Below are 23,525 nucleotides of genomic sequence, written 5' to 3' on the forward strand. Positions count from 1 at the left end.
CTAGGAGTGAAAATATGAAAACACATATTGCATGGGCTTCAGCTTGTTTATTATTAGTCATGTTAACTGGATTTTTCACGAATGGACAGCAAACGTATAAGATTGAAAAGTTAAAAGATAAAAATGAAGTTTTGAGCGAAAAAATTAAGGAATTGAACCATATAGAATCAACAAGTAGCGCTTCGGAAAATAAGGCATTTTTTGAAGCGTTTTTTAATTACTCCGACATAGATAAACGATATGAAACAGTTAAGAAGCACACAACTGGAAAAGGGTTTGATTATGCATTCCCTTCTCGCTCTGATCAAAAGCACACAGTCAGCGTGCAAAGTGAATTACTATCACTAGAGAGTTATTCAAAGCCGTTAGATGAGTCTCATGAATTGTTTTTAAACATTGTTGAAGTCGCCACAACTGTAAATTCAGTCACTACGAATCAAGTGTTAATTGTACAAACGACTATGAAGAAAGAAAAGGATGGTTGGTTAGTCGATAATGTGCAGGTTAAGGGAAATGGATAAAAGGTGGAAAAGATCAATTTGTTTGTTTATACTAAATATTGAAAAAGGAGGTAATGTTTATTTTGAAAAACCTTTTTATTTTCCTTAGTTTGATGATGATGTTTGTTTTAACTGCATGTGGTGGAAGCAAGTATGATGATGCGATTGATGATGTAATTAGCCAATATAAAGAGCATAAAGGAAATGACACAGAGATAAATATTAAAAGAGAGAATGCGATTGTTAGAGTCTATGAAGGGGGCAAATATATTCAGTTTGCATTTTATATGCCGGATAACTCTTCACGTGAATTAACAACATTTAAGTATTATGAAAAAATAGGAGATAAATATGAAAAGATGACTGATATGCCGGGGAATGGAGAAAATGATCGACTTGGCTTATCAAGGAAAACACCAGATTATGAAGAAGCAAAAGGTAAAGAAACTAAGTTAGAGGAGTAAACCATATGTTTACTCCTCTTTTTTTGTGTTTATGAAAGGGTTGCCGTGATGTTGGCGTCAAGTCGCAAAAGTATTGGTGTAACCGCAAAAAAACCGCAAAGGAGTAGATATAATGTACCTTTTTACAATTCATCTTTGTAAAATAAAGGGTGTTCTGACATAATACAATTAATGTAAATATTCGAACAATTTATGTATGGATGGGGGAATTTTCTTGCGGGGTGTTTTCTTAGATAAAGATAAAATTCCGTACGACATAGTCACAAAAAAGTTAAATGATTGGTATACATTAATAAAAGATGATCAAGTTGAGCATGCAGAGATTATAAAAATAGAAGTAGAGAAAGAATTGCTAAACATGGAAGAAAACCAAGATGCCTTGTTATATTATCAGTTATTAGATTTTAGGCACGAGATAATGCTGAGTTATATGAAATCTAAAGAAATAGATGATCTCAATAATGCTTATGAGACTATAAAAGAAATTGAGAAACAAGGGCAATTAACTGGTATGTTGGAATATTATTTTTACTTTTTTAAGGGTATGTATGAGTTTAGGCGAAAAGAATTAACTTCAGCCATAAGTGCCTATCGAATAGCTGAATCAAAGTTGTCGGAAGTTGAGGATGAAATAGAAAAAGCAGAGTTTTTTTTCAAAGTGTCCTATGTATATTATTATATGAAACAAACATATTTCTCCATGAATTATGCAAATCGTGCACTCAAAATATTTAGAGAGTATGAAGAGTATGCGGTCCAAACTGTGCGTTGTCAATTTATTGTTGCAGGTAACCTGATCGATTCTTTAGAATACGAAAGAGCCTTGGAACAATTTCTGAATTCTTTGGAAATTGCCAAGGGAAGTAACATAGAGCATTTAATTGCAATGTCACACATGAATATTGGGATTTGTTATGATGAATTGAAAGAATATAAAAAGGCTTCACAACATTTAATTTTAGCGTTAGAAATTTTCGAAAAATCAAAACATAGTTTCCTAACAAAGACTTTATTCACTCTAACCTATGTAGAAGCAAAACAACAAAATTATGATGTTGCTTTGATATACTTTAGGAAAGGGCGATTTATTGCCGATAAAAGTGATGATAAGGAATACTCAGCGAAATTCAAAATATTAGAGGGATTATTTTTTTCTGATGGTGAGACTCAATTAATAAAGAATGCATTTTCATATCTGGCTTCGAGAAAAATGTTTGCTGATGTTGAAAATTTTTCGATTGAAGTCGCTGATTATTTTCATGAACAAGGAAATTTAATGCTCTCTAATGAATATTATCGTATGAGTATTGAAGCAAGACGAAAAATTAAAAAAGGGGAGATTATCGATGAAAATCAGCCGGATTCTATTGGCAGCAGTGATTTTAAGTAGTGTATTTTCAATAACTTATTTGCAAAGTGACCATAATACTGAGATCAAAGTGGCTGCAGATAGGGTAGGGGCATAGGTTACTAAAATAATTAGAAAAAGCTTAATCTTTTTGATTAAGCTTTTTTATAAAAATACGAAAGGAAAGTGAAATGGAATACTCATTATTAGAAAACGGCATAGATTCATTAAAGAAAGCTAAAACTAACATAGAAGAGTATGAGAAGTATCATAAGGGAAGCAGTTATCACTTTTTAAAAGATGCAATTATATTTCTTAATCATGGAATAGAAATTTTATTGAAATACATATTGTCAAAGCAAAATGAATCATTAATATTTACTGATATAAATTTATATATGGAAGCAAAAGAAAAGCTAAAGAATGAAAGTAAGGGTAAGAAAAACCTATTTGATTTTAATAACAAGCGAACCGTTTTTGATGTTGATTTGGGTAACGGCAATAAAAAGAAACAATTGTATACAATTAATTTGAATGAAGCAATTAAAAGAATTAAGTTTTTACTTGATATAGATATATCAGAAGATGTTGAGACGGCAATAACACTTATTAATGATTATCGAAATCATATAACACATCATTCAATCATTTTAGATGAGCCCAGTGTTAATGAATTAGTTGAGAAGATAAAATTTTTATATAGTCATATACTTGATTTTTTCCAAGAACATATCACAGAAAGAAACGTAATGAATGAAGTGGATGCTGAGAGATACCTGTATACAAAGCAAGAATGGGAACAATATCAAAGAGAGTTGGAAGATTTTCATTATGAGAGGGCAATGAGTCGTATATCGCTAGATGCTGATGAAATGTAGATTTAATTGGTCTCAGTAAGGTGCCCAATTTGTGCCCAGAATTCATGAGAAATGATGAAAATAGATGTAAATAAAATAAATAGATGCTTAGAATAAAAGCTTTTGTAACCTATGATATGTTTTTACTAGGTTGAGGGCCTAGTGGGTGAATAACCCGTGGAGGTTCAAGTCCTCTCGGCCGCATCCCAATAATACCAAGGGTTTAACCACCTTTGGTATTATTTTTTTGTGCGGAAAATACGGCTAGAAGTAGAGAAAGAATTGCTAAACATGGAAGAAAACCAAGATGCCCTGTTATAGTTATATTATCAGTCGCTGATTATTTTCATGAACAAGGAAATTTAATGCTCTCTAATCAGCCGGATTCTATTGGCAGCAGTCATTTTAAGTAGTGTGTTATCAATAACTTATTTGCAAAGTGATCATAATACTGAGATCAAAGTCGCTACAGTAGGGTAGGGGCATAGGTTACTAAAATAATTAGAAAAAGCTTAATCTTTTTGATTAAGCTTTTTTTAAAAGTTCTGTTAAAGTTTAATGTTAATTTATAGTCTAAGTAAAACTCTTCTCAAACTTTATTCATTTTAATAAACCATATTTATTTTTAATCATGGTTATTTAGAGCTATTGCTATAGTGTCTAGGCGAAAATACGTTTTTTAATGCACTTATTATTCCAGGCACAAGAAAGAAGACGCCAAAAAAGACAGTAAGTAAATTTAATTGTGGTGTTTCATAAAAAGTAAACCATTCTATAAAAATTGACGATTCCGTAATTCTCCCAAATAGTGTTCCATCAATCTCTTTATAATTAGGTAACCATCCTGTTGTTTCAAATGTAATAAAAATTATCTGTGACAATAAAAATACACCAATTTGAGAAACCCAATATTTTTTCAAAGATGAAACACTTTTTTGCTTTTCAGCCAACTAAAATCCCTCCCTGCATTAGATTCCATTTTATATTGATATACGGAAAATTAAAGTTCAAAATTTAACATCTTTTTCTATTGTTTATTTTGTTATTGAACTCAACTGCATGTTTAGTTCAATTAAACTGCCCGTTAGTTGAATAAGAAATAATGTTTATATCGTAAATCTAGATATCCTTAGTATATCATACGTTTCCATATTTTGTATTAATTTTCTTTTATCAAGTTATTTATAGTAACAGTATTCCTTTGATGTTGAATGGATTCTAACACTTGAAACCAAGCTAGATAATTGTTCAGATATTGAAGGAAGTTGACGCGGAGAGATACCTGTATACACTGCAAGAATGGGAGCAATATCAAAGAGATTTAGAATTGTTTTATTACGACAGGGCAATGAGTGACATATCACTTGATGAAATGTAGAGTTCCGTTGGTCTCTCATAGGTGCCCAATTTGTGCCCGGAATTCATAAAAAATGATGAAAATAGGTGTAAATAAAATAAACAGATGCTTTGATTAAAAGCCTTTGTAACCCATGATACGTTTTTACTAGGTTGAGGGACTCGATTTAATGAAGGTACAAAAACATATTGGTATCTTTTAATTTTTGCCTTATCGTTATTCGTCTCGTTGTTTATCAAGACCTAAATTGTAAAAAGTCATATAAAATAAGGAGTGAAACATGTTATACATGAATAATATGTTTCACTCCTTATACTTTTTGTTCAACAATCGCATCGGTTTCTAAAAGAAAGATATACCATTCTTATGTCACAAACGGAGCAGGTTAGCTGAAGAAGAGCAATCAATGTAGAAACGTTGACAACTAAAACACAACCATGATATATTTAGCCCGCTAAATATTTTTTGGCTAGAGGAGGTTTATCTTTGAAGATTAGTGTGGACTGTGATATTCGTATGTCCTTGGATAAAGTTTCTTCCCAAATGCGTCGGAATTATAGTGAGAGCCTTAGAGAACTCAATCTTTATGTCGGCCAAGATAATTTACTCTCGCGTTTGTGGTTAGGTGATGGAATAACACAAATGCAGCTATGTGAACATTTAAAATGCGAACCGCCTACGGTAACAAATATGGTTAAATCGCTAGAGCAGAATGGTTTCATATACCGTAAACGTGATGAAGAAGATGCAAGGGTTATGCGAATTTATCTAACGGACAAAGGCAAAGAATTAGAAGAACCCGTTAGAATTAAATGGAATGAACACCAAGAAAAATTACTACAGTCAATTTCAGCTGAAGAACGCTTAATATTAAGGGATTTAATAAAGCGTATGGAGAAAAACTTATCTTAAGTTTTCTCTCAAATGTATATTTAGTACCCTAAATAAATATTTAGTAACCTGGAAGATACTCTGCCCAAAATATTGTACTAATAAGTAAGCCAAACTGAAAATTATTTAGTAAACTAAGTATTTCTTTAAACCAACTGAAGGTTGAAAATAATCTAAGCAGGAGGATTCAATAATGAATAATAGAATATGCAAAATATTAAATATAGAAAAGCCGATTATACAGGGCCCGATGTCTTGGGTTACTAATGCCGAATTTGTTGCGGCGGTAAGCAATGCTGGTGCATTAGGATTTCTAGGTCCAAATGCCGGTCAGGTTGATATAACTCGTTCACCCGAAATAAGTGCGGAAAGAATGAGAACTGAAATACAAAAAACAAAATCATTAACTAATAAACCATTTGGAGTACCTGTAATCGTAAATCGTGATTTAGCTTACACATGGCCAATTTTAGAAACAGTTATTGACGAGAAAGTTCCTGTTGTTATTGTGAACGATATACTGGATGAAAGAATCTTTAAACCATTAAAAGAAAACGATATTAAAATTGTTTATAGACCACTTACTCCTACTATTGAAAATGCAAAAGCTGCAGAAGAATTTGGAATAGATGTTTATGTAGCGACTGGATTTGATGAAGGTGGTACGGTTCCAGAACGAGTTATTGGAACATTTTCGATTGTTCCAATGATTGTAGATGCTATAAATACCCCTGTAATGGCAGCTGGTGGTATTGGAGATGTTAGAGGAGTGCGTGCCGCATTTGCTTTAGGCGCTGAAGGTGTGTTTGCTGGTAGTGTCTTTATTCCAACAAAAGAAAATCCAGCAGCAGAAAACGTGAAACAAATGATTGTAGATGCTACAGCAGAAGATTTACTAATGTTCCGTACTTTACCAGCATACTATCGTTCTTTACCTACTAAATTTGCGAATGAACTAGTAGAAATGGATAAACAAGGTGTTAGTCGTGAAGAAATAGCAAAAATGATGCGTGGATCAATTGGAATGCGTATCGGCATGCTAGAAGGCAATACAGATGAGGGCTATATTTCTGTGGGTACTGGAATTACGCCAATTAAAGAAATCAGAACTGTAAAAGAAGTGGTTGATACTTTAATGCAAGACTTTAATTAAAATATTAGGGTCTTCGGAATATTTAGTGGAATTCCCTTTTCAATAGTTAAAAACATTTACTTATAACTCGGACTATTTGGCGGTATGTTAGTTCAAACACTAGTTAAATTAAATTCGATATTCGAATGCATCACGTGCAAAATAAATTTCACCCTAAACTAAGAAATAGTTTAATGGAAACAGAGTCTCTGAAGTGAAGTAATTTTAATTAATATTTATTGTAGGAGAGATTCGTATGGAAACAAAGATTAATATTGTAGCCCTATCAGGAAGTAGCCGGAAAAAATCATCAACTCAAAAAGCACTTAATAGCCTAAAAAAATTCATGCCCAACGGTGTTGAATATGAAATATACAATGGTATTGAAAAACTTCCGCATTTTAATCGTGATTTAGATAGTGATAAACCACCAGTAGAGGTGCAAGTATATAGAGAATCGCTTTCAAGAGCCGATGGAGTCATTATCTGTACACCCGAATATATAAAGGGTGTACCTGGTGTCTTGAAAAATGCTTTAGAATGGTTGGTGTCGTCTGCAGAGCTTTATTCGAAACCAGTAGCGGTTATTACAGAATTCATGTGATGGGAAAAATGCGCATCAAGCATTACAACTCAATCTAAGTATGTTAAATGCGAATGTATTCGATGGTGGAGCGTTATTAATTTCAGGAGCAAACAATAAATTGAACGAAGACGGGGAATTTATAGAAAATGAGGTTAATTCCTCACTAGAGTTATTAATATCTAAATTGCTTGAAGAAGTCAATAAGAAAGGTTCTTTTTAGAACAGGTGTTTAGATAAATAAAAAGGACAACGGGTAATTGCCGGCAGATTAGTTAGTATGCTAAGTTTTTTGTTTTCTTCGATCTGCTTGGTTTTCAGCTTCAGATAACAAAGACTTTACTTCAAATACCTTCATTGTCCAATCCTTTCAGTGATTTTATATCTAAATATTACCATGGAATAGATGTGAAAGTTTCAAAAATTGTTGTTTAAGAAGAAGTAACGAATGTTAAAACATTTGATCCTAGTGAGATTTGGAGAAGTGGGGGAGTATAGGGTGATTTTTGCTCACCAAATATTAACCATAATTCATACAAACCTATAGAAATGATGTAAAGTGAAGTTAGAAAGTGTAATGAAAATAAGCTTTCATAACCAGTGATACGGATTTACAATGTTGAGGGACTCGATTTAGATGAAGATACCAAATCATATTGGTATCTTTTTTGCTTTAGATTTATTAAATCTCCTTTAGGAGTTCATGACTTGCCACCAAATACAAGTTGTGTTCCTGAGGTTAATCAACTTTATTATTTTTGCATTCTTTCGTTTTAAGTCTTGAATAACACCTTATATGTTTACAAACCATTTTTCTTTGTCGTCGCCCAATATAATGAGCTTCACTTTAAAATTTGCACAAAAACCTTAATTAAATACTTTTCATAGCCTTTAACTGATAGCTCATCTAACATAACTTCCTCATAGAAAAAGCCTTGCAATTGTAGGCCTTTGTCATAAGAAAACTTTAATAATCTGTTATAAGTTTCTTTAATACGTGAATACCCGTCTGAGTGATACGCAGTTAAATATGTGCCTTTGCTTCGGACATAATTATAATGATTCAGTGTTTTGTCAACCCTAGTATAAAGATGATCATAACTAAAAGGTTTACCACTTACTATTTTCTTAATATCCATCATCCAACCTGGTGAGTGATGAGTATCTATATTGTAAGTGTTTAAGTACTTATTATGATTTATCATGGAATCATAAATGCTTTTATCTCCTGTAAAAGGTTCTGCTTCAGTTAATACTAATGCTTCTTCTTTCCTTTCTTCAAATATAATAGCTGAACGATCTATTTTGGCTGCTTTCTTCGTAATACTTGATTTCTCCGAGATGATTTTTTTCATTTTTTGAAGCTGTTTAATTTTAGCGTCAAGAACTGCTTCTTTACTTTCAAGAAGATAAATAAGTTCATCGGGAGATCTTTTATTAAGATATTCCTTTATCTCCTTTAACGGCATTTCTAATTCTTTTAGGGTTGATATTACTTGAAAAACATCGATTTGATTTATTGAATAATATCTATACCCGTTATCAGCTTTCAATTCCGGAGAAAAAATCCCAATTCGATCATAGTGAAATAGTGTATCTTTGCTTACTCCCATTAACTTGGAAAATTGCCCAGTCGTTAAATGAGTTTGTAAATGTAAGTCCATTAAAACATCTCCTTGACTATGGTGTTACACCACCCTTTATTATAACCAAGAAGGGCAGAGATGAGTAGATATGGAGTTCATTTTATATTTTCATTTCATTGATTATTTCGATAATTTTCTGAGTCCTTCAAATTTAAAATGTGATTTTGGGAGGAAATAAACATGACAATCTTAGTTACAGGAGCTACGGGAACAGTAGGCTGCTGCATTGTGGGGCTTTTACATGAAAAAGGAGTTAAGGTAAGAGCGTTAACAAGAGCTATAAACAAAACAAATCTGCCTGCTGAAGTTCAAATTGTCTCTGGAGATCTTGATAAACCTGAATCTTTACAGCCTCATCTTTATAAAGTCGATAGTTTATTTTTTATCACGCAAAGTGATCAATCAGACACTAAATTCATGACAAATAAAAAAATTGTTCAAATGGCTGAAGAAGCTGGCGTTAAAAGAATAGTTGCAATAATGGATTTTGAAGGGAACCCTATTGAAGAAGTAATTAAGAATAGCGGAATGGAGTGGACGATATTAAGGCCTGTAGAATTTATGAAAAACGTCCTTTATGATTGGGCAGAATCTATCCAAAAAGAAGGAATAATTCGAACTGCATTCCCTGATAGTCTAAGCGCTAGAATCCATGAAGCTGATATTGCGGCTGTTGCAGTAAAAGCTCTCACGGAGGAAGGACATCATAGACAAACATACGATTTGACTGGACCAGAAGCATTAACTCCTAGAATTATGGTTAAACAAATTTCTGAAGTTATTCAAAAACCTATTGAGTTGATTGAAATGACAGAAGATGAAATGAAAAAAGAATGGAAGAGCAAAGGATATGAAGAGGAGTTTATTAATTATTTCATCATAGAAATGGGAAAAAACCCGCCAAAACAAGTTTATACAGTTTTACCAACAATAGAACTGGTCACAGGAGAACCAGCAAGAACATTTGCACAATGGGTTAAGGAAAATAAGCATCACTTTGAGTGAAGTTTAGAAATAATTCTCTTAAATTAACAGGATATTTGTCAATTGCTAAAGCCAAATTTTTTTATAATATGAAAAAATCTGCAAAAGAACAAAACCAGTGGGAAATGAATGCCGCCCACTGGTTTGTGTGTTACTTAGTTGATAATTTCTTTAATTGTTTTGGAAATTTGATTGATTTATTCTCACTAACAAATGTTGAGCCTAAAAGGAGTGCGCCACCTAGCATTTGAACAATGGTCATTTGTTCTTGTAGGATAATGGCAGAAATTAATATAGCTACAAATGGATCGACATAGCTTAGCATAGCAATACTCTGCCCTTTTAATTTTTGCATACCCGAGAAAAATAACCAAAATCCTATACCGGTGTTTACAATTCCTAAAATGATGATAAAAGGGACGGATGATCTAGATACTCCAAAGATACCGAATCCTTCTGTGAAAAACACATATGGCAAGAGCAGTAATGCGGTTATTCCAAGTTGGATGATTGTAATTTCTAACCTGCCCATGTGGTGAATAAATTTATTGATTAACATCAATGCAGCGTAAAATGCAGCTGCAACTAACCCGAAAAAGATCCCAAGTAGATCCTCTGTTCCAGATGCACTTATGCCGTTTCCAACAACTAATAACATTCCTATTATCGCTATACCAATACAAACAATTTTTTTGACAGGTAGTTGTTCCTTAAGGACAAATGGTGAGAGAATCATGACAAACACCGGTGCAAAGTAATACCCTAATGTTGCATTAGTAAGTGTTGTATGATCGTACGATTGATAAAGAAATATCCAATTTCCGCCTAATGCAATACCAGATAGAAATAAGATGTAAGCATTAGCTTTTACTAATTTCCACGGAATGGTTTTCTTCATCATAAAAAACACGATTATTAAAAATAAACATCCAATTGAACTACTTAGTAAAGCTGTTTCACTCGAAGATAAATCAATGTATCTTACAACTAAACCCATTGTACCGAAAATAATCATTGATAATATAAACTGTATCTTAGATTTCATTGTCTACTCCTTCGAATCTGCGAAACAGCTTATATTTCGCAGATTCTTAATCTGTTTTAAATATAAGCTTATTCACTGCTGATTCAACAGCTGGAGTAAACGGCGGTGGCGGTGATGTTGAAAATGGCTTCCAGACGTAAAGATTTATATCTGAGAGTAGCATGTTAATCCCCCTATTTATATTGTATTTTCAAAAAGTTAGATATTACGAAAAGATGGTTCTAAATAGATTATACATGAAACATTTTCTTGAAGGATACGAATGTTTCATATTTAATTATAAATACCTGGAAGACCGACTGTGGTTGTCGAAGAAACACCAGACTTAAGGGAAAAGAGACAGAAGTATGAAGAGTAGACACAATGTGTTTGCTCCTCTTTTTTTCTGTCTTGAAAGGGATCATCGTGATGGTTGGCGTTAAGTCGCCAAAGTATTGCTATAACCGCAAAAAAACCGCAAAGGAGTAGATATAATGTACCTTTTTGCAATTCATCTTTGTAAAATAAAGGATGTTTGTTCCGGCATAATACAATTAATGTAAATACTCGCACAATTTATGTAAGGATGGGGCAATTTTCTTGCGGGGTGTTTTCTTAGATAAAGATAAAATTCCGTACGACTTAGTCACAAAAAAATTAAATGAATGGTATACATCAATAAAAAATGATCAAGTTGCAAGCAGAGATTATAAAAACAGAAGTAGAGAAAGAGTTGCTAAACATGGAAGAAAACCAAGATGCCCTGTTATATTATCAGCTATTAGAATTTAGACACGAGATAATGCTGAGTTATATGAAATCTAAGGAAATAGAAGATCTCATGTAAAAGGATACGAACAAAAACCGATGTCCCGCACATATAGGAACATCGGTTTTTTCTTTATTGAGGACTTGTGATCACTTATATTAAATACGATTAAGAATCTTCGAAATATAAGCTGTTTTGAAGATTCTTAGGAGTGGACGATGAAAACTAAAATTCAGTCTATATTATCAATGATTACTTTAAAAATTTGGCCTATTTTCACTTGTTTTTTGGGATGAAATCGCAGCATGAAAGATATTACATAATGTTGTAATTCCATGTTTCAATAGTTCCTCATTTATATATGAGTAACTAATACGCAAATGATTATTTTCTTGCCCTGCTGGATAACATGCTGATCCTGGTAAAAATGTTATCTGTTGCTTTTTTGCTTCTGATAAAAGAAGATGACTATCAATCCAAGAAGGCAAACTGATCCATAAATTTAATCCTCCTTCTGGTATCGTCCAAGATACACCCTCAGGAGAAAGACTTGTAAGTAAATCAAGAGCTAAATCTCTTCGGATTTTTAGAGCCGTCCTCAACTTCTTTGAGTGATCTATCATTCTTTTAGAGTTAATCAAGGGAAGAATAGCCTTTTGTGTAAGTAAAGGACTTCCTAAATCAGCATTTGCTTTTGCAGCTAATAAACGATTGAAAATAGAGCCAGAAGCTGTTAATATTCCTATTCTACAACTCGGAGCAATCGTTTTGCTCAATCCTCTTAAATAAATTACATTACCAAACTGATCCATGCTTTTAAGGGTGACAGGTGGTTTCTTTTCAAAATAAATCTCGCTGCATGGATCGTCCTCCACAATAATACTATGAATACTCCCGGCTATATCAAGTAACTGCTTACGTCGTTTTAGAGACATAACAAAACCTGTTGGATTATGAAATGTAGGAATCGTAAAGATAACTTTGGGCTTATGTTTTTCACATACGTTTTGGAGTATATCTATTCGCATTCCATCTTTATCAACAGGCACCGTAAGTATGGTAGCACCTCTTCCCCGAAAAATATCAATTGCCCCCGGGTATGTCGGTGCTTCCATTACCACCACATCCCCAGGTCCAACAAATGTACGAGCAACAAGATCTATACTTTGTTGAAGACCACTTGTAACTAAGATATTTTCTGGTGTAGAAGTAACCCCTGACCTTTTTAAATAGGCAGACATTTCACTCCTTAGTTGATTATCACCTTGAACATTCCCGTATATAGACAATAACTCTGGATTCTCCGAAAGAACCTGTTGTACCTCATGCTCAAAATATCTGTTTGGAAGTAGTTTAGGATCTATCATGGACGATGAAAGATGAACTTTTTGAGGAGCAATATGATAACGAGCAAACTGGGATCTTGGTAGATAATCTTGAAGTGATAATTGCCAATCGTATGAAGGTATTGCTTCTACTTTCTTTTTCTCGCTTATTTTTGCTTTTACAAAAGTACCTTTTCCTTGGATAGAAGTAGCAAATCCATCTTGTTCTAATTGTTTGTACGCCTTGACAGCTGTAACCAAACTTACTTCCAGTTGTTTGGAAAGACTACGTACAGAAGGCAATTTCGATCCCTCTTCCAAAAGTCCTGAACGGATTCGGTCAACAATAGATTGATATATTTGTTTAGATAGTGATTCCCCTTTATTTCTTTGAATATCAATTTGCACCATAAATCCTCCTAAGTGTTATACATTTGGTTAGTGTTATAGACTTATTCATATAGCAGATTTTAATATATTTATTTTAACCCTTGAATGAAAGTTATTCACACATAAGAATAAAACGCTATTAAGTAAGTCTTCATACAGTAGTTCCACAGATGAAAACACAAAGGTTAAGTGTTATAGAAATGTGTTGAGTGTTATACAAACGTTAAAGTAATATGGCACTTATAGTTGAACATAGCATTACACTTGGAAAATGGAGGAGTAACTTGTGAATCAAAAACGCTTATTACTAACTTACGGTTTAGTGTTTTTTGTTACAGCTATTTGGGGACTTAATCTTGTTATAATTAAAGTATTGGTGGAAGATTTACCCCCTCAAACAATGACAGCTTTTCGAATTATGATGGCTGGGATTACAGCATTAATCATGATCGTTCTGGGGAAATCATTTCGTCGTTTATCGAAAAAGGAATGGATTTATACATTACTTGGAATGTTATTCGGTGTCATCTTACACCATTCGCTAATAGCAGTAGGCTTAACAATGATTGATGCTTCGAATGCTTCTTTAATTCTTGCATTAGTTCCACTCACAACTGCAATACTTGCTGTTCTCTTTTTAGGTGAACAATTAACAAAATTACGAGTGCTTGGTTTTATTCTAGCATTAACCGGCGTCTTCTTTATTCAGGGTGGGTCATTTAGTAACATGCAATTATCTCAGGGAGAATTAATTATAATTATTGCTATGTTTGTCCAAGCCATTAGTTTTATTTTCGTAAAAAAGGCAACAGAAACACTTGATTCAAAACAGGTAACAACAATAATGTACCTAGCTGGCTCAATTGGATTGTTGATTATTAGTTTTATAACCGAACCTGGCGGGGTCAATGAAATGACTTCTGCATCTTTATTTACTTACTTTTTATTTATCGTATCTGGGTTAGTGGCAACTGGAATTGGATATATTGTTTTTAATGCAGCTATTCAGCGGATAGGTGCAGGTCAAACAGCTATATTTAACAACTTTGTTCCATTTTTTGGTCTTGTATTTTCCGCTATTTTTTTAAATGAAACAATTACAACTTCACAATTAATCGGATTTGTATTTATTGTGGCTGGTGTTCTATTTGGTACAGGTTATATTGGTAGACTATGGGCGAAAAAACATAGACGGATTAACAATACTAAAAAGAGTGTGGGATAAACTATCTCTCGCCAGCTTTTTTAAATTGGATGGAAACTTTTGAATGTGGAAAGTGATATAGTGGTTATTGGCAGAGTGACACGTGCAATACCATAAAAATATTCAGTGGTTTAATAACCTAAAAACAGAGCCCATTTTATTGTGGTACTTGAAGAATGAGGATACCAAATGAACAGGTTGATATCTTTATCGTTTTAGCTCATCATTTTTTTACCATATTTCATATAAACGTAATAGAAATGAAGGCAAATGAATTTAAGGAGTGTAATGAAAATAAGCTTTCATAACCAATGATATGGATTTACTATGTTGAGGGCCTAGTGGGTGAATACCCGTGGAGGTTCAAGTCCTCTCGGCCGCATCAATGATACCAAGTGTTGTAGACCCCTGGTATTTTTTTGTGCTTATTTTTATTGTCTGCTGCCCACAAACTGCCCACTTACCTAAAGGAAGTCATCACAAGAAGAGTTGTTTAATGAATTAGGTATTAGACATTCACATGATACCTATATCTTTCAATATAAAGATATACCTTCAAGAAAAGATATATTCAGTCGAAAGATTAAATACTTTTGCAAGGACAGCGATCTTACTCCTCCTCTCCAATGTTCTAGTAGCTTAAGCAATTTTTTATTGATACTAACTCGTCGAATCGAATTTTTGGTTTTTAACAACATATTGACCATCAAGCCAGGTACACGATTTATTCACATCTATTTCTAATATGATTTTGTCAACTAAGGAGATAAATACGAGAAGATGACCGGTATGCCGGGAAATGGAGAAAATGATCGTCTTGGCTTGTCGAAGAAAACACCAGACTATGAAGAAGTAAAAGGTTAAGGGACAAAGTTAGAGGAGTAAACAATGTGTTTACTCCTCTTTTTTTCTGTCTATAAAAGGATTTGCACGATGATACCGTTAAGTGCAAAAGTATTATTGTAATTGCTTACTGATTAATAAAAAAATCCTTCATTGTAATGAAGGATTTATAAGGTGATTCCATAATTTTTTTCTTTCGTAGATGGGCTGATGCCATGTTACACATTTTCCTTCTCCATATATCATTTTTGATGACTATTAGAATATTTCACAATTGCTTTTGCCAATTTTTCCGGAGCCATTATATCTGCTGAGTGATCTTGCCCCGGAAGCGTTTCGTATTTAGAATTAACAATTGTAAGTGCACATAATCAAAATAATCATGAAGATAACAAACCATATTGGTATCTTTTTTGTTTATGCTTTAAAGTTATAAGTTGTTTTTCAAATTGTTGTGCTCTCCATCACCCGATTTCATTACTCTAACCGTTTTTTGCACTACTGAATATCATAAAACGCACCACCAAAAACCAAATAAAACCAGATTGATAAGTGAACCTGACAGAATCATGAATTTCATCAGGTTCTTTCTGCATTCTGGTTCTTAAATCAAAGTAATCTAAGTAAACATAAAGGTATTTTATATTTTTGTATAAGTTTACTTTACTTTTGTATAAGGTAAGTTTATAATTTGGTTCAAGAGGTGATGGTCATGAAGAAGGATTTTGGTGATTCGATCTCAAATAAGGTTTATGAATATCGTGTACTTGCCAGATTGTCTCAGCAAGAATTAGCAAAGAAAGTCGGGGTTTCCAAACAAACCATCTTTGTAATGGAGAAAGGAAATTATGTTCCGACTCTGCTGTTAGCTTTTCGAATTGCCGAATTTTTTAATGTGGATGTAAACGAGATTTTTACTTATGAGAAAGGAAATGATCAAAAATGAAAATTAATTCGATCACAGATACTATCACTAACGCAATTTTTTCTCCTTTAAAGTCCTGGGCTGAACATTCTCCGGGAAATTGGAATATTCTTATTGGCAGTGGGTTTGTATTGCTTGTAGTCGGATTGATTCTGACATTCGTATTTATTAAAAAAATGGGTAAGGCTGACGAAAGAACAAATCAAATATCATTAAAAAGTTGCCTCTTTATGTTATGTGGAGTAATTTTGTGTGACACGATTTTCCCAAAAGAATATATGTGGCAAGTTTTCTTCTTATTTAAATATTCTCTTGCATTATTAGCTTCAGGAATCTATCTAGCCGTTCGATATAAAAAAGATTTTTTAAACTGAAGAACTAAATTGAAAGAAAGTAAGTTCAATTACCAAGAAATATAGTGGCTCTGTAGTTTTAATTGTTTTAAGAGAGGTAACGAAAATTAGATCATTTTATAATGAGATTTGGAGAAGTGGGGAAGTAAGGGGGTTTTTTGCTCACCAATTATTAACCATAATTCATACAAAATTATAGAAATGATGTAAAGTGGTTCTCCTTGGTGTCTGAATAGTGCAACGGTATAACAGTTTTTAAACAATAACTGATCTTGAGGTATTAAACTAATAAATTTTTTGAATTGTTCTGGTCTCCAAAACTTCATTTTTTTCTTGTTAAAGGTAATCGTTTAACGTTGTCACATGGATTTCTTTTTAAGATATCTTCATGTACAGATTTATCAAAAATTTTAGACTAGTCATTATATAAGCACAGCAAACTGGCAACTGTCATGACAATACAAAAAATCACTATTCTCATTCTTCTTAAGAGAATAGTGATTTTGAAACTTCTTTACCTAGATTACTTGATTTGGATTGCCGAAGCCTTGTTGTCCCAATCTGAAGCCATATTGGCCGTTTTGCCATACCAATCAGAATGTCTAAACATGACTCCTTTGCCATACCCTTGAGTTGAAGTATGCTCCCAGAGCGTCGTTGAATAGCTTGAAGAAGGTGAAGCCGTACTTAAAGAGGAAATTCTGTCATTCCAAGCGGAAGACAAGTTTGTAAATCCGTCTCTCCAATAAATATACTGCCCGCCTTTATTTTTATACTCATAGAAATCGGTACAGCAAGAGCCGCTTGCCGTCGGCTGGAATTTGTTTTGAAGCCTTTGTTTATCTTTTGCGATAAATGCCTCTAAAGTTACCTTGCTCGTGAATCCATATGCCAACAAATCGCCGTTTTTATTCTGTTTAGGCAGAACCATGGTCACTTTTATGTTGTTGGATTTGTTGTTCACTTGGGCCGGAGAATTCACATCTTTTCCATCTACAGATAAATAATGGAATGACTTAATCGTATAATCATTTGACTTGGCATCGTTTACATTCGCCGGCGCAGCGCTTGCCGGCAATGCAGTAGTCATCAAACAGGCTGCTGCAACGATACCCATCCCTATCGTTTTTTTGAACTTTGCTTTAAACATATGACAACACTCCCTTGCTTAATTTTCCTATTATTCAATAGGATGGAAGTTATAATAGCATTAATAGAATGAAAATGATGTCTTTTTTTGCAGAAAAACACTAAATTAACATTTATTTAAACTTTCTATTCAGCCGGTTTAAAAAAGAGGATAGACAAATGCATGAATAATATGAATATCCACTTATTAGATGAAGTTTTAGAAAGGTTAAGTGATGAAATGTCATCGGGGGTAAAAATGGTTCAAATTCAGAAGGTGTCACTAGTGAAAGTGGCGGTAATTCACCGAGTGGGGCTGCTATGGGATATGACAATGCTCATTTTATTTCAAGAACCCCGCAAAAAGAGACTGCAAACGGAATAGCTAGACATAACAGCCGAAGCTTAAAACGAAATCCTCAAACTCTATCGAAAAAACAACAAAAAGAAGCATTTGCGAATGCAACAAAAAATAAACAGCAATCTCATTTAGACAGATTGAGAAAAGACGGAATAAACTCTCCTATGCTGAAAGATGCTTTGAATGAAGGAAATGAGGAGTTATCAAAAAGAGCACCTATTTTACAGGATAAGAAGGATGAATCAACTAGAACAGATCAAAAAGAATGTGTGGAACAGATTCTTAAACATCCTGCAAGTCATCACCGACAATCTGACGATGCTTCATTACAATATGAAGAAGAAACTGCTTTTAATCGAGCGTCAGTCTTACAAGAGAATGAAAAAGATACAGAACGCACTCATCGGGAAGCGTATGTCTATGAAGAACAAAATCTGAATACTGAAACAGATCAGCAACAAGATTTTGAAGTCCAGAAAGATGATTCTGTTTCAAAGAGTGAGCCTGTAGCCCAAGAGAAAACAGCAGAAATCAAACGTTCGGATCAAAAAGTCATAATGAGTCAATCTGAACCACAACATGGCTTTGAAAGCCCTCAACCTACAAAAGTAGAGGATCAACCTATTGTTCATCACAAACCATTAGACGAACTGAACAAAGTGTAAATACATTCGAGCAAGTGTCTTTAAATGATATAGCAAGACGCACTTCTTCAAAAGTAGAAGATCGACTGAGAAGGGATAAAAGAACAAGATGATGAGTAAATAGGTAGTTCTTTCTTTAGTATTCTCGGCTCCTTATCTTCTTTTTTGCTTTATGTATCGTAGTGGTCATGACGATTTTATAGGCGGCGGGGATGGCGAATATGAAACAGTTGGCATTGCACCGGAAGTGGAACGATGTAGGGCGGTATTTGAGAAATACGCCCGTCAGGAAGGCGTTTTTGACCAAGTGAATATTATTATGGCGCTCACCATGCAGGAAAGTGGTGGGCGTTCTTTAGATATTATGCAAGGTTCCGAGAGTATCGGCTTATCTCCTAACTCCATAACTCATACAGAATATTCGCTTGTAAATTTAAATAAAGGCTCTGCCATTTTGCTGTTAAATTCTATATCATCACCATGAGCAGCGGCATTCCCTGCCTCTTTAATTACCTTCTTATTTTGTTGTCTTAATTTCATAGGCGTGATAAAATACCAATTAACCAAACATCCTATGTTTGATAAATGCATTACAGGAGGATATACACATGCTTCAGAAAACAAACCGGCAGACGCTGGTTGAGCAAGTCGCTCTACAAATGGAAAGTTTGATCGAATCAGGCAAGTGGGGTGTCGGGATGCGCATTCCGGCCGAGCCGGAGTTGATGAACGAGCTGAATGTTAGCCGCAATACATTAAGGGAAGCAATTCGGGCATTGATACATGCGGGACTCTTAAAGACGAAACAAGGTGACGGAACTTATGTCTGCTCTTCAAGTGCTTTGGGGGTCGTGTTGAAAAAACGTATTTTGCGCTCCGATACGTTGCAAACATTAGAAGTCCGGTATGCACTCGAACGTGAGGGAGCCCATCTAGCTGCACAACGCAGAACCGACGACGAGGCCCGCGAACTTCTTCTCCAACTGGAACGCTGCGAGGCAGCGGCAGAACTCGGTAACATTGATGGCTTTGTAACGGCGGATATTCATTTGCATCAAAGCATCGTCAAGGCCTCGCATAATGAAATATTGATCGAAATATACAACCATATCGCTGAAGCGTTGCAAGATTCGATTACAAGCCTGACTCGTTATGAAGTCGATGTGGATTTTTTGGAAATGCACAGACAGCTGGTGGAAGCGATTGTCGGTCAGGACGCCGATCGTGCCGTGGAAGCAGTTCATCGCTATATCCAGGAATCGAAGGATGTTATCGCCGTTGAAGAGGGGGAGCGGCCATGAGCGTACAAAGTGGTACGAAGCCAACTGGGTTAAAGCGTTCGCTCTCATTGAGTTGGCCGATCATCATAGGCATCGTCCTTATATCACTGACGATGCGGTCACCGCTAACGTCGGTAGGCCCACTGGTAGGATCGATTCGCGAGTCCCTTGGATTATCGAATACCGCGGCAGGCTTGCTTACGACATTGCCGTTGCTTGCTTTCTCGCTTCTTTCCCCCTTCGCGCCTATCTTGGCGCGCCGCTTCGGGATAGAACGAATCATACTTTATGCATTGGTTCTGCTCATGGTAGGTATTGCTGTCCGCTCGCTGACTGCAACAGTTCCTTTGTTTGCAGGCACCGTTTTGCTTGGACTCGCGATAGCGGTGTGCAACGTGCTAATTCCAAGTCTTGTTAAACGGGATTTTTCTCGTAATGTCGGTCTTATGACAGGGCTGTATTCAGTGTCGATGAATTTATGCGGTGCGATAGCCTCCGGTGTAAGTGTCCCGCTCGCCCGCAATCTCGGTTTTGGCTGGAATGGCGCACTTGGAATCTGGGGATTGCTCGCTCTGATAGCCGCACTATTCTGGTTTCCTAAAGCGCGGGCGAGTCACGCGTCAGCCATGATAACAACTAGCGGTGCGTCGACGCGGCGAAGTCTGTGGCGTTCACCGCTGGCATGGATGATTACACTTTTTATGGGATTGCAGTCTCTGCTTTTCTATGTTTTGATCGCTTGGTTACCTGAAATCATGACAAGCCGGGGCTTGAGTGAAGACAGCGCTGGTTGGATGCTATCGCTATTTCAATTCGCTTCGCTTCCCGTATCATTCATCGTACCGATCGTTGCGGGACGCATGAAGAACCAGCGTTTACTGGTTGTCATAATGACTGTCCTGTTTTTTGTTTCATTGAGTGGCCTTTATTTCGGCGATAATGCACTTATTTTGTTATGGACAATTTTACTCGGAATTGCTGGGGGATGTGCGTTCAGTTTGGCTATGATCTTTTTAAGCTTGCGGACGAAGGATGCCTCCGATGCGGCTTCTTTGTCCGGTATGTCGCAATCTGTTGGATATTTGCTGGCTGCAACAGGACCGACCTTGTTTGGTTTGCTCCATGACGTCACGGCAAGCTGGAACCTCCCAATATCATTGTTGCTTATGGTCAGCATTCTGCTGTTCATATTTGGCCTGGGTGCGTCAAAAAATCACACGGTATAAGGGGCTTTGTTTCAGTAAAGCTCTTTCTAGAGGAACCATGAACTGCCTATGCCGTTGGGTTTAATAAAAAAGGCGATGATTACTATAGTCATTGGGTATATTGATTATGGAAACCCATAATGGGATTATATAAATCGTTCTTCTTCTTAGTATGAGCATGAAGATGCAGACATGGAATTTAAATAAAACTACACTTGAAATAAATGAAAAAGAGAGACGTTGAGTCTTTCTTTTTTATTCGTAAAATATTTTTGGAAAATCTGAACATTTTTTAACGAAAGCTTTATTTGCCATGGCTTATGTTGAGGCGAAACGAAAAAAGTGGAGATTATAAATGAAGAACAGCCGAATTCTATTGACCGTAATGGTATTAAGTAGCATCGTAATATTTACTCACTTTGTAGATGCAGACAGTGCTTCAAATGGTGGCTTTAAAATTGCCGCAGATCGAGTTGGTGCATAACATAGTTATGAATGAGTTTCCAAAAAAAGACATTGTGTTTCATGTTCAGTTTTTCATTAAACGGTATTTAAATTTTATAAGGACAAATTTAAAATAAGTTTTGTAAACAGAATCAATTATTTTATTGACAATTAATTTATAATACTGTTAAATTTGAATAATAAAATCTATTTTAGAGCGTGGATTTTTCTAGAGGAAACTCTATTTTCGCCACACTACTGTCAATTGATAGTAGTGTGGCTTTTTTTATGGAAAAAAGGAGGGAGAACTTTTGAAAAGTTGGCATTATGGATTAATTGTATTTTTAGGTGGGTGCTGTTATGGGATATTATCTACATTCGTTAAGCTAGCCTATTCAGCTGGTTATTCGGTCACAGAGGTGACAGGTGGGCAGTATTTATTTGGAACACTGATGGTCTGGATACTAGTTTTGTTTACAAAAAAGCGAAAAGTAACGCGAAGTCAAACTATTAAGTTACTACTATCCGGCATCCCTTTTGGTTTAACAGGAGGATTTTATTATCAATCGTTACAATCACTTCATGCATCACTGGCTATCATTTTACTTTTCCAATTTGTTTGGATTGGTACATGTTTCGAGTGGATGTTTTATAAGAAAAAGCCTACAAAAGGGAAAATAATTTCGATAGCTATCCTGCTAGTCGGGTCTATCCTAGCAGCTGGGATTATTTCAGCGAAGGGAATGAATATGTCTTGGCAAGGTATAATCTGGGGACTACTCGCTTCCTTAACGTTTTCAACCTTCATCCTTCTTAGTGGTTCAGTTGGGAAAGATACTCCACCCTTACTAAAGAGTGCTCTGCTTTCCACCAGGGGTTTAGTCGTTGTATTTCTATTGTTTCCCCCTATATATCTATTTGATCTTCCTGTTTTAAAGGGCGTGGCACCCTATGGTTTGCTTCTTGGTTTTTTTGGAGTTGTCCTTCCGCCTCTTTTATTTACCATTGGGATGCCACATGTTGGACCAGGACTTGGCACCATATTAACAGCATCTGAACTTCCAGTAGCTGTTTCAATGGCAGCACTAGTGTTAGAGGAGCATGTGAGTATAGTACGATGGATGGGAGTCATCCTCATATTAGGTGGAATTGCCGTCGGTAATGTACGTTGCAAAAGCTAAACTGGATTCTGGCCAGGCACATCGAGATTCTCCTTCGCAACATTCTTGATTGCGTTTAACTAAGGGATCAATGCATTAAAGGTGCCCATCAATTAAGATGCTAACTCTTTTTACTAATACATTGAAAGGAGTTTTATCATATCAAAGTATAGAGATTTCCTGGAAGGTTTTTTAGTGGGGTAGTGCGATTGCAGCACACCAATATTCTGTGTCCTCTTCTTTTTCTATTGAGGATGTACCATCGATAACTCATTATTCATTTGGTTCATTTACAGTTAAAACAGTGCCAATTTTGTGCCCTAAATGAATATAAATTGATGTAAATGAGTGTAATGAATGACTTCAAATGCTTGAAATAACAGGCTTTTGTAATCGATGATAAGCTTCCACTTTATTGATGCCTTCGTTTTTTATTTTACTTATCTTGGCGAGTGGTCAAGGTTTCTTTACTGCCCAGAAAATATGAAAAACATCAAAAAAGGTGTAAATAATGATAATGAGCGCTGTATAACCCTTAAATATAGGACATGATAAGATTTCATAAGGTTGAGGGGAAAAGAGCAGGAAAAGCAGGAGCAGAAAATTGGAGAAAAGTAGTTACTAAGGGGTTTGATTTGCATCATATAGGATTTAATACAAAACCTTTTATTTTTAGAAAAAGAGAAGATGAAAAACCTGGTGTGAATT

The 23,525-nt window shown here is 35.1% G+C and carries 20 protein-coding genes and 10 pseudogenes; 22 read left to right on the forward strand and 8 right to left on the reverse strand.

Translation table 11 applies throughout. The annotated features are described in order from the left end of the window. Window positions 1-14 precede the first annotated feature (14 nt). From BSI_RS05435 to BSI_RS22230, 7 genes and pseudogenes are all read left to right on the forward strand, one after another. On the forward strand, window positions 15-521 hold the full coding sequence (locus tag BSI_RS05435) for a YddI family membrane protein (RefSeq protein WP_003240428.1): 507 nt from the start codon (window positions 15-17) through the stop codon (window positions 519-521). A gap of 62 nt (window positions 522-583) precedes the next feature. After that, window positions 584-964 (forward strand): DUF4467 domain-containing protein, encoded by a 381-nt coding sequence (locus tag BSI_RS05430; RefSeq protein WP_072592623.1) that lies wholly within the window; start codon window positions 584-586, stop codon window positions 962-964. 214 nt (window positions 965-1,178) lie between these two features. Next, window positions 1,179-2,354, forward strand: coding sequence for a response regulator aspartate phosphatase RapI (rapI, locus tag BSI_RS05425; RefSeq protein ID WP_032732228.1), 1,176 nt, complete (start codon window positions 1,179-1,181; stop codon window positions 2,352-2,354). Then, entirely contained in the window at window positions 2,311-2,430 is a 120-nt protein-coding gene (gene phrI, locus BSI_RS22225) for a phosphatase RapI inhibitor PhrI (protein ID WP_010886415.1), read from the forward strand. Before rapI ends, phrI begins: the two co-directional genes overlap by 44 nt. Before the next feature lie 73 nt (window positions 2,431-2,503). After that, window positions 2,504-3,190 (forward strand): hypothetical protein, encoded by a 687-nt coding sequence (locus BSI_RS21865; protein WP_003240434.1) that lies wholly within the window; start codon window positions 2,504-2,506, stop codon window positions 3,188-3,190. A 305-nt stretch (window positions 3,191-3,495) separates the two neighbouring features. Then, a pseudogene (locus BSI_RS23310) lies at window positions 3,496-3,582 on the forward strand (aspartate phosphatase); the annotation flags it as partial. Further along, window positions 3,545-3,657 (forward strand): annotated as a pseudogene (locus tag BSI_RS22230) (phosphatase RapI inhibitor PhrI). The pseudogenes BSI_RS23310 and BSI_RS22230, both read left to right, overlap by 38 nt. Window positions 3,658-3,804: 147 nt before the next feature. Here the strand turns inward: BSI_RS22230 and BSI_RS05420 are convergent. Then, entirely contained in the window at window positions 3,805-4,119 is a 315-nt protein-coding gene (locus BSI_RS05420) for a YfzA family protein (RefSeq protein ID WP_003240437.1), read from the reverse strand. Between the two features lie 156 nt (window positions 4,120-4,275). Further along, window positions 4,276-4,427: pseudogene (locus BSI_RS23125) on the reverse strand (IS1595 family transposase); the annotation flags it as partial. A 585-nt stretch (window positions 4,428-5,012) separates the two neighbouring features. Between BSI_RS23125 and BSI_RS0121435 the strand changes: the two are divergent. From BSI_RS0121435 to BSI_RS21870, 3 genes are all read left to right on the forward strand, one after another. Beyond that, the gene (locus BSI_RS0121435; protein ID WP_032732229.1) at window positions 5,013-5,438 is read left to right on the forward strand and encodes a MarR family winged helix-turn-helix transcriptional regulator; all 426 of its coding nucleotides are present in this window, start codon (window positions 5,013-5,015) and stop codon (window positions 5,436-5,438) included. A 172-nt stretch (window positions 5,439-5,610) separates the two neighbouring features. Further along, the gene (locus BSI_RS05415; RefSeq protein ID WP_003240443.1) at window positions 5,611-6,570 is read left to right on the forward strand and encodes an NAD(P)H-dependent flavin oxidoreductase; all 960 of its coding nucleotides are present in this window, start codon (window positions 5,611-5,613) and stop codon (window positions 6,568-6,570) included. A gap of 235 nt (window positions 6,571-6,805) precedes the next feature. Beyond that, the gene (locus tag BSI_RS21870; RefSeq protein WP_050556901.1) at window positions 6,806-7,153 is read left to right on the forward strand and encodes an NADPH-dependent FMN reductase; all 348 of its coding nucleotides are present in this window, start codon (window positions 6,806-6,808) and stop codon (window positions 7,151-7,153) included. A gap of 821 nt (window positions 7,154-7,974) precedes the next feature. On the opposite strand, the gene BSI_RS05410 is transcribed toward BSI_RS21870, so the two are convergent. Then, window positions 7,975-8,796, reverse strand: a complete 822-nt coding sequence (locus tag BSI_RS05410; RefSeq protein ID WP_003240447.1) for a MerR family transcriptional regulator — start codon at window positions 8,794-8,796, stop codon at window positions 7,975-7,977. A gap of 162 nt (window positions 8,797-8,958) precedes the next feature. On the opposite strand from BSI_RS05410, the gene BSI_RS05405 reads away from it, so the two are divergent. Beyond that, complete coding sequence (locus BSI_RS05405) at window positions 8,959-9,783, forward strand: SDR family oxidoreductase (RefSeq protein WP_003240449.1); 825 nt, start codon at window positions 8,959-8,961, stop codon at window positions 9,781-9,783. A 130-nt stretch (window positions 9,784-9,913) separates the two neighbouring features. On the opposite strand, the gene BSI_RS05400 is transcribed toward BSI_RS05405, so the two are convergent. After that, window positions 9,914-10,807, reverse strand: a complete 894-nt coding sequence (locus BSI_RS05400; protein WP_003240451.1) for a DMT family transporter — start codon at window positions 10,805-10,807, stop codon at window positions 9,914-9,916. Between the two features lie 579 nt (window positions 10,808-11,386). On the opposite strand from BSI_RS05400, the pseudogene BSI_RS22555 reads away from it, so the two are divergent. Further along, a pseudogene (locus BSI_RS22555) lies at window positions 11,387-11,627 on the forward strand (response regulator aspartate phosphatase); the annotation flags it as partial. A 185-nt stretch (window positions 11,628-11,812) separates the two neighbouring features. On the opposite strand, the gene pdxR reads toward BSI_RS22555, so the two are convergent. Then, window positions 11,813-13,288: a MocR-like pyridoxine biosynthesis transcription factor PdxR gene (pdxR, locus tag BSI_RS05395; protein ID WP_032732230.1), complete on the reverse strand. Its 1,476-nt coding sequence runs from the start codon at window positions 13,286-13,288 to the stop codon at window positions 11,813-11,815. 268 nt (window positions 13,289-13,556) lie between these two features. Here pdxR and BSI_RS05390 point away from each other — a divergent pair, with 268 nt between their 5' ends. Both BSI_RS05390 and BSI_RS22560 read left to right on the forward strand, forming a co-directional pair. Beyond that, window positions 13,557-14,495, forward strand: coding sequence for a DMT family transporter (locus BSI_RS05390; protein WP_003240459.1), 939 nt, complete (start codon window positions 13,557-13,559; stop codon window positions 14,493-14,495). 450 nt (window positions 14,496-14,945) lie between these two features. Next, window positions 14,946-15,092 (forward strand): annotated as a pseudogene (locus tag BSI_RS22560) (tyrosine-type recombinase/integrase); the annotation flags it as partial. 2 nt (window positions 15,093-15,094) lie between these two features. Here BSI_RS22560 and BSI_RS22565 read toward each other — a convergent pair. Further along, a pseudogene (locus BSI_RS22565) lies at window positions 15,095-15,233 on the reverse strand (tyrosine-type recombinase/integrase); the annotation flags it as partial. A 3-nt stretch (window positions 15,234-15,236) separates the two neighbouring features. Between BSI_RS22565 and BSI_RS23130 the strand changes: the two are divergent. From BSI_RS23130 to BSI_RS0121445, 3 genes and pseudogenes are all read left to right on the forward strand, one after another. Then, window positions 15,237-15,338 (forward strand): annotated as a pseudogene (locus BSI_RS23130) (lipoprotein); the annotation flags it as partial. A gap of 691 nt (window positions 15,339-16,029) precedes the next feature. After that, entirely contained in the window at window positions 16,030-16,263 is a 234-nt protein-coding gene (locus BSI_RS05385) for a helix-turn-helix transcriptional regulator (protein WP_003240464.1), read from the forward strand. Continuing rightward, a complete protein-coding gene (locus BSI_RS0121445) occupies window positions 16,260-16,616 on the forward strand; it encodes a hypothetical protein (RefSeq protein ID WP_032732231.1) in 357 nt (118 codons plus the stop codon). The genes BSI_RS05385 and BSI_RS0121445 overlap by 4 nt, the downstream gene beginning before the upstream one ends. Before the next feature lie 215 nt (window positions 16,617-16,831). On the opposite strand, the pseudogene BSI_RS22575 reads toward BSI_RS0121445, so the two are convergent. Then, window positions 16,832-17,010, reverse strand: a pseudogene (locus tag BSI_RS22575) (tyrosine-type recombinase/integrase); the annotation flags it as partial. A gap of 108 nt (window positions 17,011-17,118) precedes the next feature. Then, a complete protein-coding gene (locus BSI_RS05380) occupies window positions 17,119-17,745 on the reverse strand; it encodes a hypothetical protein (RefSeq protein ID WP_003240468.1) in 627 nt (208 codons plus the stop codon). 227 nt (window positions 17,746-17,972) lie between these two features. On the opposite strand from BSI_RS05380, the pseudogene BSI_RS0121450 reads away from it, so the two are divergent. From BSI_RS0121450 to BSI_RS05365, 5 genes and pseudogenes are all read left to right on the forward strand, one after another. Beyond that, window positions 17,973-18,841: pseudogene (locus BSI_RS0121450) on the forward strand (hypothetical protein); the annotation flags it as partial. An 11-nt stretch (window positions 18,842-18,852) separates the two neighbouring features. Next, window positions 18,853-19,155 (forward strand): annotated as a pseudogene (locus tag BSI_RS22240) (lysozyme family protein); the annotation flags it as partial. Between the two features lie 181 nt (window positions 19,156-19,336). Further along, the gene (locus BSI_RS05375; protein ID WP_003240477.1) at window positions 19,337-20,029 is read left to right on the forward strand and encodes a FadR/GntR family transcriptional regulator; all 693 of its coding nucleotides are present in this window, start codon (window positions 19,337-19,339) and stop codon (window positions 20,027-20,029) included. Further along, complete coding sequence (locus BSI_RS05370) at window positions 20,026-21,234, forward strand: CynX/NimT family MFS transporter (RefSeq protein WP_003240479.1); 1,209 nt, start codon at window positions 20,026-20,028, stop codon at window positions 21,232-21,234. Before BSI_RS05375 ends, BSI_RS05370 begins: the two co-directional genes overlap by 4 nt. Before the next feature lie 734 nt (window positions 21,235-21,968). Next, window positions 21,969-22,838 (forward strand): EamA family transporter, encoded by an 870-nt coding sequence (locus tag BSI_RS05365; protein ID WP_003240481.1) that lies wholly within the window; start codon window positions 21,969-21,971, stop codon window positions 22,836-22,838. Window positions 22,839-23,525 lie beyond the last annotated feature (687 nt).

The organism is Bacillus inaquosorum KCTC 13429, from assembly GCF_000332645.1.
Classification (GTDB): Bacteria; Bacillota; Bacilli; order Bacillales; family Bacillaceae; genus Bacillus; species Bacillus inaquosorum.